Origin of the sequence: Streptomyces sp. CB01881 (assembly GCF_002953255.1) — a bacterium.
Lineage (GTDB): Bacteria > Actinomycetota > Actinomycetes > Streptomycetales > Streptomycetaceae > Kitasatospora.
The window spans coordinates 5,480,619-5,495,051 of the sequence record NZ_CP026498.1; the positions used below are offsets into that span (position 1 = coordinate 5,480,619).

The window sequence follows — 14,433 nt, forward strand, 5'->3', positions numbered from 1 at the left end:
GGCCACCCTGTCCGCTTTGTCATAGCCTGACGGAGAGTAAGGGAGCGCGAATGATCGAGTTGCACGACCTGACGAAACGTTACGGCAAGACCCTCGCCGTCGACCGGCTGAGCTTCCAGGTGCCGCAGGGCGTGGTCACCGGCTTCCTCGGCCCCAACGGCGCGGGCAAGTCCACCACCATGCGCATGATCCTCGACCTGGACCGGCCGACCGCCGGGCGGGTCACCATCGACGGGAAGCGGTACGGACAGCTCAGCGAGCCGCTCAAGTACATCGGCGCGCTGCTGGAGGCCAAGGCCGTCCACCCCGGCCGCAGCGCCCGCGACCACCTGCTCTGGCTCGCCCAGAGCAACCGGATCCCCACCTCCCGGGTGAACGAGGCCCTCGCCCTGGTCGGCCTCACCGCGGTCGCCCGCAAACGCGCCCGCGGCTTCTCGCTCGGCATGGGCCAGCGGCTCGGCATCGCCTCCGCCCTGCTCGGCGACCCCGAGATCGTCATGTTCGACGAGCCGGTCAACGGGCTCGACCCGGAGGGCATCCTCTGGATCCGCAACCTGATGAAGCGCCTCGCCGCCGAGGGCCGGACCGTCTTCGTCTCCTCCCACCTGATGAGCGAGATGGCCGTCACCGCCGACCATCTGGTCGTCATCGGCAAGGGCCGGCTGCTCGCCGACATGCCGATGGCCGAGTTCATCCGGCACAACTCGCGCTCCGCCGTCCGGCTGCGCACCCCGCACCCCGAGCGGCTGCTGGACGTACTGGCCCGCTCCGGGGTCCGGCACGAACCCGGCCCGGACGGCTCGTACGAAGTGGTCGACGGCGACCTCGCCGAGCTCGGGGAGCTGGCCGCCGCCCACGGCGTGGTGCTGCACGAGCTGAGCCCCCAACAGGCCTCGCTGGAAGAGGCGTTCATGCAGATGACGGCCGACTCGGTGGAGTACCACGCCGGGGCCGGCGAGGGCCGCGACGCGGCCGGTGCACCCGGCACCTGGGGCGCCACCTGGCAGGGCGGCTCGGCGCGGCAGCCGGCGGCCAGCGGCACGGAGGAGAACTGAGATGGCGTCCTTCCCGGCGGTCCTGCGCTCCGAGTGGACGAAGATCCGCAGCGTCCGCTCGACGGTCTGGACGCTCGCACTGGCCTTCGTCGTCACTCTCGGTGTCGGGGCCCTGCTCTCCCTGCTCACCAACAACAACTTCAACGAGTTCCGCGGCAACGAGGACACCCCGTTCGACGCCACCGGGACGGCTTTCTCCGGCATCATGCTGGGCGAACTGGCCATCATCGTCTTCGGCGTGCTCGCCGTCGGCAACGAGTACAGCAGCGGGATGATCAGGGTCTCCCTGGCGGCCGTCCCGCAGCGCGGCACGCTGCTGACCGGAAAGGCGGTGGTGCTCGGCGCACTGGCCTTCGCGGTGTCCCTGGTCACCGCGTTCATCACGTTCTTCGTCGGCCAGTCGCTGCTCGGCGACCACTCCACCGGCATCTCCGAACCGCACGTGCTGCGTGCGGTGTTCGGCGCCGCGCTCTACCTGACGATGCTCTGCCTCTTCTCGGCCGGCGTCACCGCGATGCTGCACAACCAGACGCTGGCGCTCGGCGTGCTGGTGCCGTTCTTCTTCCTGCTCTCGCCGATCCTCTCTGCAGTGCCGAAGGTCAAGACGCTGGCGCACTACTTCCCGGACTACGCGGGCTCGCGGATGCTCCTGGTGTACGAGCAGCACGGCCAGCCGTACGGCCCCTGGGCCGGCTTCGGGATCTGCCTGACCTGGACCCTGGCCGCCCTGGTCGGCGGGGCGATGGTCCTGAAGAACCGCGACGCCTGACCCGCGACGCCTGACCCGCGACACGCGGCCGCGGCGCCCCTCAGTACCGGGGGGCGCCGCGGCCGCGCTGGACGTTGGAGGCGCGGCGCTCCCTGGCGCCCCAGCAGGCGCGGTGCCAGTGACGCCGGTCGTCCACCCCTGCGCCGTGCATCGGCCAGGCCACCACGTGGCCGACGCCCGGCGGGATCTCCTGGTCGCAGCCCGGGCACCGGTAGAACCGCCCGGCCGTGCCGGCCACGGTCTGCACGACCCATTCGTCGCCCTGGTAGCTCTCGGTGCGGCGCAGCGAGCCGCCGAGCGGGGCGGCGGCCGGCTCGGCCTGCTCGCGGTCGGCGGCGCTCTTGATCCGGTTGCGGCGGGGCGACACGTCGGGCTACCTCTCTACGGGGGATCGGGCCTCCAAGCGTAGGCCGTGCGACTCATCCCCAGCTCCCCTATCACGCCACCGTCCGGCGCTTCGGGGTTTCCCGTGATATCCACCCGATCTTCCGCGAAATTCGTGGTTCGGCGTGCCATTGGCACATGACATCGGTTACTCACATGGGGACAGGCGGGGGCCGCAAACCCTGCGCGCACCCGAGGAGGCCCAAGGATGACCAAGACCAGCGCCCGAGCCGAGACCCGCCGGCCCTCCGGGATCCGGACCCCGGAGCCCGCCCGGGCACTGGCCAACGCCGGCCCCGTGACCGCCGCCCCCGGCGCTCCGCTGCCCGCCGCGACGCTGTCCGGCGCGCTGCCCGCGGAGACCGCGCCGGTGCGGGTCGGCGCCTTCCTGCTCTCGGCACAGTTCCCCGGGCAGACCCACGGCGAGGCCCTGGACCGTACCGTCCGGGCCGCCGTGGAGGCCGAGCGGGCGGGCCTGGACAGCGTCTGGCTGGCCGAGCACCACTTCGTCCCGTACGGCGTCTGTCCGAACGCCGCCACCCTCGCCGCGCTGCTGCTCGGCCGCACCCGCCGGATCGGCGTCGGCACGGCGGTCAGTGTGCTCTCCACCACCCACCCGGTGGCCCTCGGCGAGCAGGCCGCGCTGCTGCACCTCACCTCGGGCGGGCGGTTCACGCTCGGGGTCGGGCGCGGCGGGCCCTGGATCGACCTGGAGGTGTTCGGCAGCGGCGTGGACGCCTTCGAGCAGGGCTTCCCCGAGCGGCTCGACCTGCTGCTGCGGTGGCTGCGCGGCTCCCGGGTCGGCGCGGACGGCCCGCAGTTCAGCTTCCCGGAGGTGGCCGTGGTGCCGCGCGCGAGCGAGCCTGCGCGCACGCCCGAACTCGGCACCTGGCTCGGCCTCGACGACCAGTCCGGGCTGCTGCGCTTCCCCCGTCAGCGCAAGGACGCCGACGGGGCCGGTGACGAAATCACCGCCATGGGGCGGCCGGTGGCCGGCCCGCCGGTCGTGGTCGCCTGCACGTCGCCCGGCGGGGTGCGGCTGGCCGCCGAACGCGGGCTGCCGATGCTGCTCGGCATGCACTCCGGCGACGACGACAAGCTCCGGATGCTGGAGCTCTACCGGACGGCCTGGCTGGCCGCGGGGCGCGGCGAGGAGCAGCTGCGCCGGGTGACCCGCCAGCACGTCGCGGCCGGCGTGGCACAGGTGGACGACCGCACCTCGCAGGCCCGGGCCACCCTGCTGCGGGCGATGCCCGGCTGGTTCGAGTACGGGCTCGGCGCGCACCGCACGGTGGACGGCCGGGAGCGCAAGATGCGCGACCCGCACCAGTACACCGAACTCCTCTGCGACCTGCACGCGGTGGGCACGCCGAAGCAGTGCGCGGACCGGCTGCTGGCCACCGCCGAGCGGACCGGCATCCGCCGCTTCGCCCTCCTCGCCGAGGGCAGCGGCGACCGCGAGGCCACCCTGCACAACATCGCCCGGCTCGGCTCCGAGGTACTGCCGCAGCTGGGCTGAGACCCCCCCTCCGGCCGGCGGACGGCCCGGGCCGCCCCTCCCCCTCGGCGGGGGCGGGCGGCCCGGTGGCGTGCCGGCGCCGGGGAGGCGCTGTCCGACGACGGGTCAGCAGTCCCGGAGTTCCTCGGACTGGTTGAGCAGCTGCTCCCGGACGGACGTGAAGCGCTCGAACCGCGCCTCGTTGGGGCCCGACGGCAGGAACACCGCCACCCGGTGGCAGTTCTGGAAGGCCAGCCGGACACCGAAGTGGCGCTGCAGCGCACCCCGGATGGCGTCGCTGGCGAGGGCCCGGAGGAGCTGGCCGCGGGCCTGCTCGCTGGGCGGCGGTACGTGGTTGTCGGCGAAGTCGGTGCCGTCGACCTTCGCCTGGGCGACCAGCGAACTGATCAGCTCCCAGGCGTACGGCAGGGAGACGCGGACGCAGTCGACGAATTCCCGCTCGTCGACCTCGCCCCGCTCGGCCTTCTCCAGCAGGGCCGGTGAGACGTCGAGCGACATGGATTCTCCTCTCGCGGTCCACCCGCGCGGCGCCCGGGTGGTGATGCGTAGTCCAAGCTGAGGGTGAGGGTGGGCGAAACGCGCGTGATGTCCGGAACGCCGTCGGACGACTGTTTCCGGCACCGTGCGGAGGCGTCGGCGCCGAGGACGTGTCGAGGGACGTGTCGAGGGCGCCGGCCGCTCAGAACAGCGTGGCAGTCAACGGAGGGCCCGGCCGGTGATTCCTTCGGATTACTCCGGAAATACGCCCCGGTGCACCAGATTGGCCGGATCACGTTGGATCGTTCATCTGAAGTCTCCATCCCCGTTGACAGCGCTCCTGCGAGCACGCCGTCACACACCGTAGCGGCCCGAGGGTGTGGGCGCCAGGGGGCCGACAGGCGTTCGCCGGATCGCCGAACCTCCATGTTCGCGGGGTTCGCGGATTCTTCACCCGGTCGTCGCGGAATCGCATCAACTGGCCCCGGTGGGCTAGCGTGGTCGACCGTGCGTCTCGTAATTGCCCGCTGCTCAGTCGACTATGCCGGTCGGCTCTCCGCCCATCTGCCCTCCGCCACCAGGCTCATCCTGGTCAAGGCCGACGGCAGCGTCAGCATCCACGCCGACGACCGCGCCTACAAGCCTCTCAACTGGATGTCCCCGCCGTGCGTCCTCAAGGAGGACGACGGGGTCTGGACGGTGGTGAACAAGGCCGGCGAGAAGCTCATCATCACACTGGAAGAGGTGCAGCACGACTCCTCCCACGAGCTCGGCGTCGACCCCGGCCTGATCAAGGACGGTGTCGAGGCACACCTCCAGGAGCTGCTGGCGGACCGGATGGAGGTGCTCGGCGCCGGCTGGTCCCTGATCCGCCGCGAGTACCCGACCGCGATCGGTCCGGTCGACATCCTCTGCCGCGACTCCGACGGCGCGACGGTCGCCGTCGAGATCAAGCGCCGCGGCGAGATCGACGGCGTCGAGCAGCTCACCCGCTACCTGGAACTGCTCAACCGGGACCCGCTGCTCGCCCCGGTGAAGGGCGTCTTCGCCGCGCAGGAGATCAAGCCCCAGGCCCGCGTCCTGGCCACCGACCGGGGCATCGGCTGCGTGGTGCTCGACTACGACGAGCTGCGCGGCATCGACGACGACAAGCTGAAGCTGTTCTGACCCGCACCGCTCCCTGACCCGTCAGGGCGTGGACGGAGGCGCCGTCGGGCTCACCGAGCCCGACGGCGTCGTGCTCGGCGGGGCGCTGGTGGGCGCCTGGGACTGGGTGGCCGACGTGGTCGGCGAGGGGGCCGGCGTGGTGACCGGCGGCGGTGGCTGCTCCGTGTGCTGCGGCGGCGGCGGCGGGTTACCGCCCGCGCCGCCCGCCGGGGGCTGCGACGGATTCTGGGCCGGCGGCTGTGAGGCGGACTCGCCGGCGCTCGGCGACTTGCTCGGCTTCTTCGACGCGGACGGCGAGTGCGACGCCCCGCTGCTGCTCGACGAGGGCTCCGGAGCGGTGCCGGACGCCTCCGGGGAGCTGTCCGGGCTCTCCGTGCCGCCCGTGGCCGTCGCCGACGGGCTGAGGCTCGGCCGGGGCGTCGGCAGGCCCGCGGGCACGCCGGCGCCGTCGTCGGGCCTGCTGTGCGGGTCGGTGCTCCGGTGCTCGTCCGGGCCGGCGACGCTCATCGCGACCGCCGTGCCGAGCACGCCGAGCGCGAGCACCGCCGCCGAGGCGGCGACGACCGTGCGGCGGTTGGGTCCCGTGCCGGGGGTGGTCCGGAACCGCCACGGCACCTGGGCGATCGCCCGGATGACGGGCCGGCGCACGGGCACCGGACCGGCTGCGGCGGCGGGCAGCTGCCGGCCGTCGGCGCGCAGCAGGTCGAGCATCCGGCGTGCGCCGGCCGCCCCGCGCGGTTCGCCGAGCGCGGCCCGCAGCGTCAGCGCGGACTCCAGTTCGGCGATCGCCCGGCCGGACTGCTGGACGCAGATCGCGTACACGCCCAACTCGTGGTGGAACCAGGCCTCGTCGGCCCGTGAGCCGGTCTGCCGTGCGGCTTCCAGGCCGAGCAGCAGCGCGCGCTCCCAGGCCCCCCAGCGCAGCGCCAGGGCCAGCGCCGGGGCGGCGGCCCTGGCCAGCCGGACGACGGACGCGTGCCGGCCGGCGGTCCGGTCGGCCAGCAGCACGCCGAGCACCACCTCGGCCTCGGCCGCGATCTGCTCGGTGGAGACCGAGCTGTGCCCGACCCACCAGGCGAAGTGCTGGGCGGCGCCGTCGATGCTGCCGCGGGCCGGCCACTGCGGGGCCAGCAGGTCGAGCGCGCCCGCGGTGAGCCGGTGGTGACCGCCGATGGACACCGCGAGCCCGGCGTCGGCGAGTTCGTGCAGGGCGCTCTCGCCCTGGCCGACGTCGATCAGCGCCGGCAGGTGCGGGGCGGTCGGGCACTCGCCGCCGAGCGCCACGGCGAGCCGCAGCACGGCCTGGGCGGGCTCGCTCAGGCCCTCGGCGAGCCGGACGGCGGGCGAGGCGCTCTCGGCGACGGACGGCAGCGGCACGGTCCCGCGCAGTTCGGCCTCGCGGACCGCCGGGTCGGGGTCGTGCGAGGGCTCCTCGACGGCGCCGAAGACGCCGAGGCGGTCCTCCTCGGCGGCCACCAGCGCGTCCACGGCGACGTCCCGCTGCCGCAGCAGCGCGGCGGCCTGGACGAAGCGCAGCGGCAGCCCCTCGGACTCGAACCAGAGGTCGACGGCCCAGGCCTTCTCGGCGGCGTCGAGCGGGCGGCCGGCCAGCCGGGCGGCGAGGGCGAGCGAGGCGGGGCGGGAGAGGCCGGCGACGAGGTGGTCCCGGAGCCGGGAGTCGGCGGGCAGCGGCGGGCTGTCGGGGGCGACGGAGATCAGGAAGGCGCAGTCGGGGGCGGCGGCGAGCAGGTCCTCCAGCCCGGGGCCGGCCGGCTCGACCTCGTCGATCACCACGATCGCGCCGACGCGGCCGAGGTGCTCGGCGAGCTGCCCGGGGTCGGGGCGGAAGCCGGGGGCCTGGTGGGTGGCGGCGAAGAGGTCCTGGAGCAGGTCGGCCGCGGTGCGGCGGTGGCCGCAGAGCTGGACGACGCCGCCGGGCGCGAGGTCGCCGGCCGCTTCGGCGACGGCCGACAGCAGGGCGCTGCGCCCGGAGCCGGCCTGGCCGACCAGACGTATCGAGCGGCCCTCGGCGAGCAGGCCGAGCAGTTGGGCGATGTCGGCCTCGCGGTCGAGCAGCGGGAGGTCCGCGGGCCCGGCGCCGAGGGCGAGCGGGCCGACCGCGCGGCCCGGGCCGCCGACGGGCCCGCGCGCGGGTTCGGTGCGCTCGATCCGGCGGGGGCGGGGCCGCCACTCCTCGGGGCAGGGGCGCACCTCGGAGCCGTCCGGGGTGCCGACGGTCACCAGCAGGGCGCCGGAGACCAGTTCACCACCCCGGGTGCGTACGGCCTCCTGCCGGAACTCCCCGGATGGCTGTCCCACGATCTGCTCCGCCCCTGCTCTGCCGACGACTTCGCACGGCCGCGCCCGGGCTGGGATCCCCCCGGCCATCGTCCGGACGAGCCGGACCCGGGCCCGACGGCCGTGTTTCTGACGGCAGACTCTTGCACATCCGCCTCCGCGCGCGCAGCGCGGACCCGCCCCACGGCGGGGAACGGTGGGTCAGAGCCGGGTCAGAGCGCGGGCCCGAGGACGGGCAGGGTGGCACCGCGGGGCTCGGCGACGACGCCCTCGACGGCGAGGATGCGGTGCAGCCGGGTGGCCACCAGCAGCCGCTGGAGCTGGGCGGGAACGGAGCGCAGCACCAGCCGGCGGCCGATCCGGCCGGCCCGCCGGTGCGTTCCCATGATCACGCCGAGGCCGGTGGCGTCCCAGAACTCCAGCCGGGCGAGGTCGAGGACGAGGTCGCCCCGCCCGCCGTCGACGGCCTGGTGCAGCCGGACCCGCGCGTCGGCGGCGGTGCGCACGTCGAGGCGGCCTTCGATGGCCAGCGCCGCGTGGTCGCCCGTGATGCGCATGGTCTCCTCCTCCGCCTGGCGGGTCACTGGTACGGGTTCGTCCCGCCCCGGCCGCGCCGGGCCCGGGAGCGGGTGTCCATCCGGGCGGGCCTGAAGCCCCGCGCCCGGGCCCGGCCGCAGCAACGTCAGCGTGGGCCGGGCTCCCCCTCATCTGACGGTGAACCAGGTCCGCAGGTTGCTGGTTCCGGCCAGATCTGAAGCAACTTCACTCGTCCGAGGGAATATACGCAGGAACTGTCCATACCTACGCTCGATTACCGCCCAAATCACCCGTCTGCGGCACCCGGCGTGAGGAAACTCACCCGCCCCCGGCGCGGCGGGCCGTACGATACTCCGATCGCACGGCCCGCCTGGTCACACGCCTTCGTGGGTCACTTGCCCGGGTACGGGTAGAAGCCCCGGCCGCTCTTGCGGCCCAGGTCACCGGCGGTCACCATGCGCGCCATGATCTCCGGCGCGGCGAACTTCTCGTCCTGGGTCTCGGCGTAGATGTTCCGGGCGGCGTGCAGCAGGATGTCGACGCCGGTCAGGTCGGCGGTCTCCAGCGGGCCCATCGGGTGGCCGAAACCGAGCCGGCAGGCGGTGTCGATGTCCTCGGCGGTGGCGACGCCCGACTCGTAGAGCTTGGCGGCCTCGACGACCAGCGCGGTGATCAGGCGGGTGGTGACGAAGCCGGCCACGTCGCGGTTGACGACCACGACGTCCTTGCCGACGCCCTCGGCGAAGGCGCGGGCGGTGGCCAGGGTCTCGTCGCTGGTCTTGTAGCCGCGGACCAGCTCGACCAGCTTCATCAGCGGCACCGGCGAGAAGAAGTGCACGCCGACGACCGACTCGGGGCGCCCTGTGGCGGCCGCGATCCGGGTGATCGGGATGGCGGAGGTGTTGGAGGCCAGCACCGCGCCGTCCTTGGCGATCTTGTCGAGCTCGCGGAAGACGCCCTCCTTGACGTCCAGCTGCTCGAAGACCGCCTCGACCACGATGTCGGCCTCGGCGACCGCGCCCAGGTCGGTGGTGGTGGTGATCCGGCCGAGCGCCGCCTCGGCGTCCTCGGCAGTCAGCCGGCCCTTGGAGACGAACTTCTCGTACGAGGCGCGGATGCCCGCGAGCCCGCGCTGCAGCGCCTCCTCGGTGACGTCCCGCAGCACCACCGGGTGCCCCGCCTGGGCGGAGACCTGGGCGATGCCGGCCCCCATCAGGCCGGCGCCGATCACGGCGATCTGCTGGCTGGACGCGTTGCTCATGGCTTGGTCTCCCGGATGCCGTCGCCGCCCGGCGGGCGGGCCCTGAAGGCGGCTCAGGGCAGGGGTCACCCGCTTGAGCCGCGTCGCTCTGCGCCGGACTCTAATGCCCTTCTCGCGCCCGTGGTGCCATCCGAGAGTGTGATCTGCAACCGACCCGGCCGGGCGGACCGGGTGATCAGACGGTCATGCCGAGGTCCTGGGCCAGGATCGCCGCCTGCACCCGGCTGCGCAGCCGCAGCTTGGCGAGGATCCGGCTGACGTGGGTCTTGGTGGTCGCCTCCGCCATCTCCAGCCGCCGGGCGATCTCGCCGTTGGAGAGTCCGGCCCCGAGGCAGGCCAGCACCTCCCGCTCGCGCGGGGTGAGCCCGGCCACCGCCGCCCGGACGTCCGGCCCGACGGTCCGCTCCGGGCGCGCGAAGGCGCCGATCAGCCGCCTGGTCACCGAGGGCGCCAGCATGCCGTCCCCGCGCGCCACCGTGCGGATGCCCTCGACCAGGGTGTCCGCCTCCAGGTCCTTCAGCAGGAACCCGGCCGCGCCGGCCCGCAGCGCACCGTAGACGTACTCGTCCAGGTCGAAGGTGGTCAGCACCAGCACCTGGGCGGCCCCGGCGGCCACCACCTGGCGGGTCGCCGAGACGCCGTCCAGCCGGGGCATCTGCACGTCCATCAGGACGACGTCGGGCCGCAGCTCCAGGGCCAGCCGCACCGCCTCCTCGCCGTCCGCGGCCTGCCCGACCACCTCCAGGTCCGGCTCGGCCCGCAGGATCATCACCAGCGCGGCCCTGACCGCCGCCTGGTCCTCCGCCACCAGCACCCTGATCGTCATGCCCGTCCCTCTCCCGCCTCGGTCACCAGTGCCCGCGGCAGCACCGCGCGTACGGCCCAGAACTCCCCCTCCGGTCCGGCCGTGAAGCCGCCGCCCAGCAGCCCGGCCCGCTCCCGCATGCCCACCATGCCTGCCCGGGCCCCGGGCAGGGCCTGGCCGGCCCCGCTGCGGTACGGGCTCTCCACCGCGATCCGCACCTCCTGGGGGCGGTACTCCAGCAGCACCCGGACACGGCCCGGGCCGGCGTGCTTGAGCGCGTTGGTCAGCGACTCCTGGACGATCCGGTAAGCCGCCAGGCCGACCGGCACCGGCAGCTCCCCGCGGTCACCGCGCTCGGTGAGCTCGAAGTCCAGCCCGACGTCCTGCCCGGCCGCGCGGGCCTGGGCCAGCAGCGCGTCGACCGCGCCCAGGTCGGGGGCGGCGTACGACTCGTCGGCCTCTCCCCCGCCGCTGTCCCGCAACAGGCCGATCATCCGGCGCATTTCGGCCAACCCCTGGACGCTGTTCTCCCGGATCACCGCCAGCACCTCCACCAGCGGGTCGTCCTCCGGCCGCCGCTGGCGGCGGGCCACCGACTGGGCACCGGTGGCGTGGATCGCGATCGCCGACAGGTGGTTGGCCACCACGTCGTGCAACTCCCGTGCCATCCTGGCCCGTTCGGCGACGACCGCCTCGCGCCGGTCCAGCTCGGAGAGCAGCGCGGTCTGTTCGGCCCGCAGCCGCTGGGCCACCGCCTCCTCGCGGTGCTTGCGCACGATGTCGCCGGTCCAGACCGGCGCGAGGTAGATCAGCGCGGTGAGCACCACGACCGCCACCGCGTTGGAGGCGTCGCTGTAGACCAGGACCAGGGTGGAGAGCACCAGCACCGAGCCCGCGCCGGTCAGGTGCAGGATGCGCGACATCCGCGGGCTGCCGTAGAGCACCGCGGCGTAGAGCAGGTCGGTGTACATCAGGCTGGTCGCCAGCAGGGCGCCGCTGAAGATGCTCCCGGCGAGGGCCAGCCCGCCGACCGTCACGGTCAGCACCGGCCGGGTGCGCCGGAACGGCTCCAGCCCGGCCATCACCAGCAGGGCCGGGACCACCTGCCAGCGCGGGATCGCCGAGGAGTGGTCGTACACCTTGAGGGCGATCAGCAGCAGCCCCCCGAGCAGCCCGAAGAGCGCGATCGCCCGGTCCTCCTGGGGCGGGGTGAGTGTGGGTCTGCGCACGGCCCCATCAGATCATCCCCGGCGGGGCCGGCGGCTCCGGTGCGGGGAGGATCCCCCGTACATCGAAAGGTGCAGGCCCGGCTCGGCTCCGGCGACGACGACGCACGCGCCCTCGTCGGGAACGCTGGAGGGGTCACCGAGAGCCGCGGAGCCCACCATGATCGTCACCCTCGTCCTCGCCGCCGAGGCCGCCTTCTGGATCCTCCTCGGGCTCGGCCTGGCCACCCGGTACCTGCTGCGGTGGCGCCGGGTGAGCACCGTGCTGCTGGTCGGGCTGCCGGTCGTCGACCTCACCCTGTTCGCCCTCACCGTGCTCGACCTGCGCGGCGGCGCCACCGCGAGCTGGACGCACGCGCTGGCCGCGGGCTACGCGGGCTTCTCGATCGGCTACGGGCCGTCGCTGGTCCGCTGGGCCGACCGGCACTTCCAGTACCGCTTCGCCGGCGGGCCCAAGCCGGTGCGCTCCCCCGAGTACGGCCCCGAGCGGACCCGCCACGAGTGGCGGGTCTGCGGGCGGACGGTGGTCTCGGCCGCGATCACGCTGGGGCTGATCACCGCCCTGGTGCCGCTCTCCGCCGGCGCCGCGCACTTCTCCGACTTCACCGGCTGGTACGCGCGGTTGGGCATCGGGGCCGGGGTCAACGTGATCGTGGCCGCCTGCTACTCGCTCTGGCCGAAGGAGGCGCCGGCCGACGCGATCGTCGAGGACGGCCGGGTGGTCGGCCGGAAGGTCCCGCGGCAGTAGACCTCCGTGGGGGTCAGCGGTTCTCGCCCGGCACCCAGAGCACGTCGCCCCGCTCCTTGTTGGCCGTCCGGGCCAGGATGAACAGCAGGTCGGAGAGCCGGTTCAGGTACTTGGCGGTCAGCGGGTTGACGCTCTCCCCGTGCTCCTCGATGGCGGCCCAGGTGGCCCGCTCGGCCCGGCGCACGACCGTGCAGGCCAGGTGCAGGTGGGCGGCGCCGGCGGTGCCGCCGGGGAGGATGAAGCTGCGCAGCTTCTCCAGCGACTCCAGGAAGTGGTCGCAGTCCTCCTCCAGCCTGTCGATGTAGGACTGCAGCACCCGCAGCGGCGGGTACTTCGGGTCCTCCACCACCGGGGTGGCCAGGTCGGCGCCGACGTCGAAGAGGTCGTTCTGCACCCGGGTGAGCACCGCGGCGACGTCCTCCGCCAGCCCGCCGACGGCGATCGCCACGCCGATCGCGGCGTTCGCCTCGTTGGTGTCGGCGTACGCGACCAGGCGCGGATCGGTCTTGGTCGTACGGCTCATGTCACCGAGCGCGGTGGTGCCGTCGTCGCCGGTACGGGTGTAGATACGCGTCAGATTGACCATGGGGCCCAGCGTAGCCAAGCGGTTAGGCGACGTTAACCCTCCCCAGCCTCCGGCCGGGGGTACCCCCAGCCGAGGGTCTCGTCGCTACGCGACGTTGACCCTCTGACCGGGGGGCGCCGCCTCCAGCCAGGCGAGGAAGCCGGTCAGCGCGTCCTCGCTCATCGCCAGTTCCAGCGGGGCGCCGTTGTGCAGGCACCTCAGGACGACCGAGCCGGAGAGCAGTGCCAGCTCCTCCTGCCCCTCGGGGTAGCGCCGGCCGAGCACTTCGATCTCCCGGCGGGGCAGCACCCGGCGCGGGCGCGGGGCGTACGAGAAGACCCGGAACCACTCGATGGAGTCACCGCTGTAGCGGCCGATACCAAAAACCCACCCCTTGCCGTCGGTCTGGGGGACCGGGGCCGAGGTGGGTTTGCCGTTCTCGTCGAGGTCGGGCTGCGTCGAGGCGTCGGCGGGCATTTTGAGCCGGTAGCTGCAGTCGAACGTGCCGCCGACCCGCTGGATCACACGGCGTCGTACCGCGAACGCGACCAGGCCGATCACACCAGCGGCCACGACCGCCGCACACACCACAAGGGCGAGGACCATGCTCACCTACCTCCTCGCTACCCGCGTTCCCCGTATCGGTCGTATCAAGCGACCGCATTGACCTACCAACTGATACGACAGTCCCGGGGTCACGCTCGCGCGTCCCCGGGACCGTCGGTCGACCCCGCTAGAGGGTCTGGCGCACTCAGGCGTGGGCCTTGAGACCGCGCGCCGCGAACAGACGCACCTCGGCGCGTCGCTCGGCGTGCTCGTCCAGGTCCGACTGTGCCTTCTCCAGTGCACGCTCGGCACGCGCGACGTCGATCTCGTCCGCCAGCTCGGCGATCTCCGCGAGCAGAGACAGCTTGTTGTCGGCGAAGGAGATGAAGCCGCCGTGCACCGCGGCGATCACGGTGCCGCCGTCCACCGTGCGGATGGTGACCGGACCGGTCTCCAGCACGCTCAGCACCGGGGTGTGGCCCGGCATGATGCCGGTGTCACCGGAGGCCGTACGGGCGACGACGATGGTGGCCGCACCGGACCACACCTTGCGGTCGGCTGCGACCAGCTCGACGTGCAGCTCAGCCAACGTGGGCTCCTAGGCTCATGCAACCCCCGATTACTCGGGAGTTTCGGTAAGAATAACGGGCCCGCGCCCCCGGCATGAAACCGGCGGCACGGATTTGACCGGAATCACAGCCGATGCGACGCGAGGGGTGGGTCCCAGGGCTGGGGCCCACCCCTCACGGTCACTCAGCTGCTACCGGCCGCGACTACTTCTTCGCGAGCTCGGCGGCGTTCTTCTCGAGGTCCTCGATGCCACCGCACATGAAGAAGGCCTGCTCCGGAACGGAGTCGTACTTGCCGTCCGCGATCGAGTTGAAGGCCTCGATGGTCTCGGACAGCGGCACGGTCGAACCCTCGACACCGGTGAACTGCTTCGCCACGTAGGTGTTCTGCGAGAGGAAGCGCTCGATGCGACGGGCACGGTGGACCGTGACCTTGTCCTCCTCGGACAGCTCGTCGATACCGAGGATCGCGATGATGTCCTGGAGGTCCTTGTACTTCTGCAGGAT

General features: G+C 73.2%; 15 protein-coding genes and 1 pseudogene. 5 read left to right on the top strand and 11 right to left on the bottom strand.

The window, feature by feature from the left end:
* Window positions 1-50: 50 nt before the first annotated feature.
* Complete coding sequence (locus C2142_RS13690; protein ID WP_148642897.1) at window positions 51-1,055, top strand: ABC transporter ATP-binding protein; 1,005 nt, start codon at window positions 51-53, stop codon at window positions 1,053-1,055.
* 1 nt (window position 1,056) lies between these two features.
* Entirely contained in the window at window positions 1,057-1,824 is a 768-nt protein-coding gene (locus C2142_RS13695; protein ID WP_148642898.1) for an ABC transporter permease subunit, read from the top strand.
* A gap of 40 nt (window positions 1,825-1,864) precedes the next feature.
* Here C2142_RS13695 and C2142_RS13700 read toward each other — a convergent pair whose 3' ends face one another.
* On the bottom strand, window positions 1,865-2,191 hold the full coding sequence (locus C2142_RS13700) for an ATP/GTP-binding protein (protein WP_148642899.1): 327 nt from the start codon (window positions 2,189-2,191) through the stop codon (window positions 1,865-1,867).
* A 387-nt stretch (window positions 2,192-2,578) separates the two neighbouring features.
* On the opposite strand from C2142_RS13700, the gene C2142_RS13705 reads away from it, so the two are divergent.
* On the top strand, window positions 2,579-3,727 hold the full coding sequence (locus tag C2142_RS13705; RefSeq protein ID WP_148644765.1) for an LLM class flavin-dependent oxidoreductase: 1,149 nt from the start codon (window positions 2,579-2,581) through the stop codon (window positions 3,725-3,727).
* Between the two features lie 105 nt (window positions 3,728-3,832).
* On the opposite strand, the gene C2142_RS13710 is transcribed toward C2142_RS13705, so the two are convergent.
* A complete protein-coding gene (locus C2142_RS13710) occupies window positions 3,833-4,225 on the bottom strand; it encodes an SCO5389 family protein (RefSeq protein WP_148642900.1) in 393 nt (130 codons plus the stop codon).
* Between the two features lie 486 nt (window positions 4,226-4,711).
* On the opposite strand from C2142_RS13710, the gene nucS reads away from it, so the two are divergent.
* Window positions 4,712-5,371 (top strand): endonuclease NucS, encoded by a 660-nt coding sequence (gene nucS, locus C2142_RS13715; protein ID WP_148642901.1) that lies wholly within the window; start codon window positions 4,712-4,714, stop codon window positions 5,369-5,371.
* 21 nt (window positions 5,372-5,392) lie between these two features.
* On the opposite strand, the gene C2142_RS13720 is transcribed toward nucS, so the two are convergent.
* From C2142_RS13720 to C2142_RS13740, 5 genes are all read right to left on the bottom strand, one after another.
* Window positions 5,393-7,690 carry an ATP-binding protein gene (locus tag C2142_RS13720; RefSeq protein ID WP_148642902.1) on the bottom strand — a complete coding sequence of 766 codons (2,298 nt, stop codon included), beginning with the start codon at window positions 7,688-7,690 and terminating at the stop codon, window positions 5,393-5,395.
* A 191-nt stretch (window positions 7,691-7,881) separates the two neighbouring features.
* Entirely contained in the window at window positions 7,882-8,226 is a 345-nt protein-coding gene (locus C2142_RS13725) for an STAS domain-containing protein (RefSeq protein ID WP_148642903.1), read from the bottom strand.
* 371 nt (window positions 8,227-8,597) lie between these two features.
* On the bottom strand, window positions 8,598-9,467 hold the full coding sequence (locus tag C2142_RS13730) for a 3-hydroxyacyl-CoA dehydrogenase family protein (protein WP_148642904.1): 870 nt from the start codon (window positions 9,465-9,467) through the stop codon (window positions 8,598-8,600).
* A 175-nt stretch (window positions 9,468-9,642) separates the two neighbouring features.
* Window positions 9,643-10,293 carry a response regulator transcription factor gene (locus C2142_RS13735; RefSeq protein ID WP_148642905.1) on the bottom strand — a complete coding sequence of 217 codons (651 nt, stop codon included), beginning with the start codon at window positions 10,291-10,293 and terminating at the stop codon, window positions 9,643-9,645.
* Entirely contained in the window at window positions 10,290-11,501 is a 1,212-nt protein-coding gene (locus tag C2142_RS13740) for a histidine kinase (protein ID WP_148642906.1), read from the bottom strand. Before C2142_RS13740 ends, C2142_RS13735 begins: the two co-directional genes overlap by 4 nt.
* Before the next feature lie 157 nt (window positions 11,502-11,658).
* Between C2142_RS13740 and C2142_RS13745 the strand changes: the two genes are divergently transcribed.
* Window positions 11,659-12,246 carry a hypothetical protein gene (locus C2142_RS13745; protein ID WP_148642907.1) on the top strand — a complete coding sequence of 196 codons (588 nt, stop codon included), beginning with the start codon at window positions 11,659-11,661 and terminating at the stop codon, window positions 12,244-12,246.
* Between the two features lie 13 nt (window positions 12,247-12,259).
* On the opposite strand, the gene C2142_RS13750 is transcribed toward C2142_RS13745, so the two are convergent.
* The 4 genes and pseudogenes from C2142_RS13750 to C2142_RS13765 form a co-directional block, all read right to left on the bottom strand.
* Window positions 12,260-12,832, bottom strand: coding sequence for a cob(I)yrinic acid a,c-diamide adenosyltransferase (locus C2142_RS13750; protein WP_148642908.1), 573 nt, complete (start codon window positions 12,830-12,832; stop codon window positions 12,260-12,262).
* An 84-nt stretch (window positions 12,833-12,916) separates the two neighbouring features.
* On the bottom strand, window positions 12,917-13,417 hold the full coding sequence (locus C2142_RS13755) for a DUF2550 domain-containing protein (protein ID WP_148642909.1): 501 nt from the start codon (window positions 13,415-13,417) through the stop codon (window positions 12,917-12,919).
* A 145-nt stretch (window positions 13,418-13,562) separates the two neighbouring features.
* Complete coding sequence (locus C2142_RS13760) at window positions 13,563-13,946, bottom strand: F0F1 ATP synthase subunit epsilon (RefSeq protein WP_148642910.1); 384 nt, start codon at window positions 13,944-13,946, stop codon at window positions 13,563-13,565.
* 184 nt (window positions 13,947-14,130) lie between these two features.
* Window positions 14,131-14,433: pseudogene (locus tag C2142_RS13765) on the bottom strand (F0F1 ATP synthase subunit beta); the annotation flags it as partial.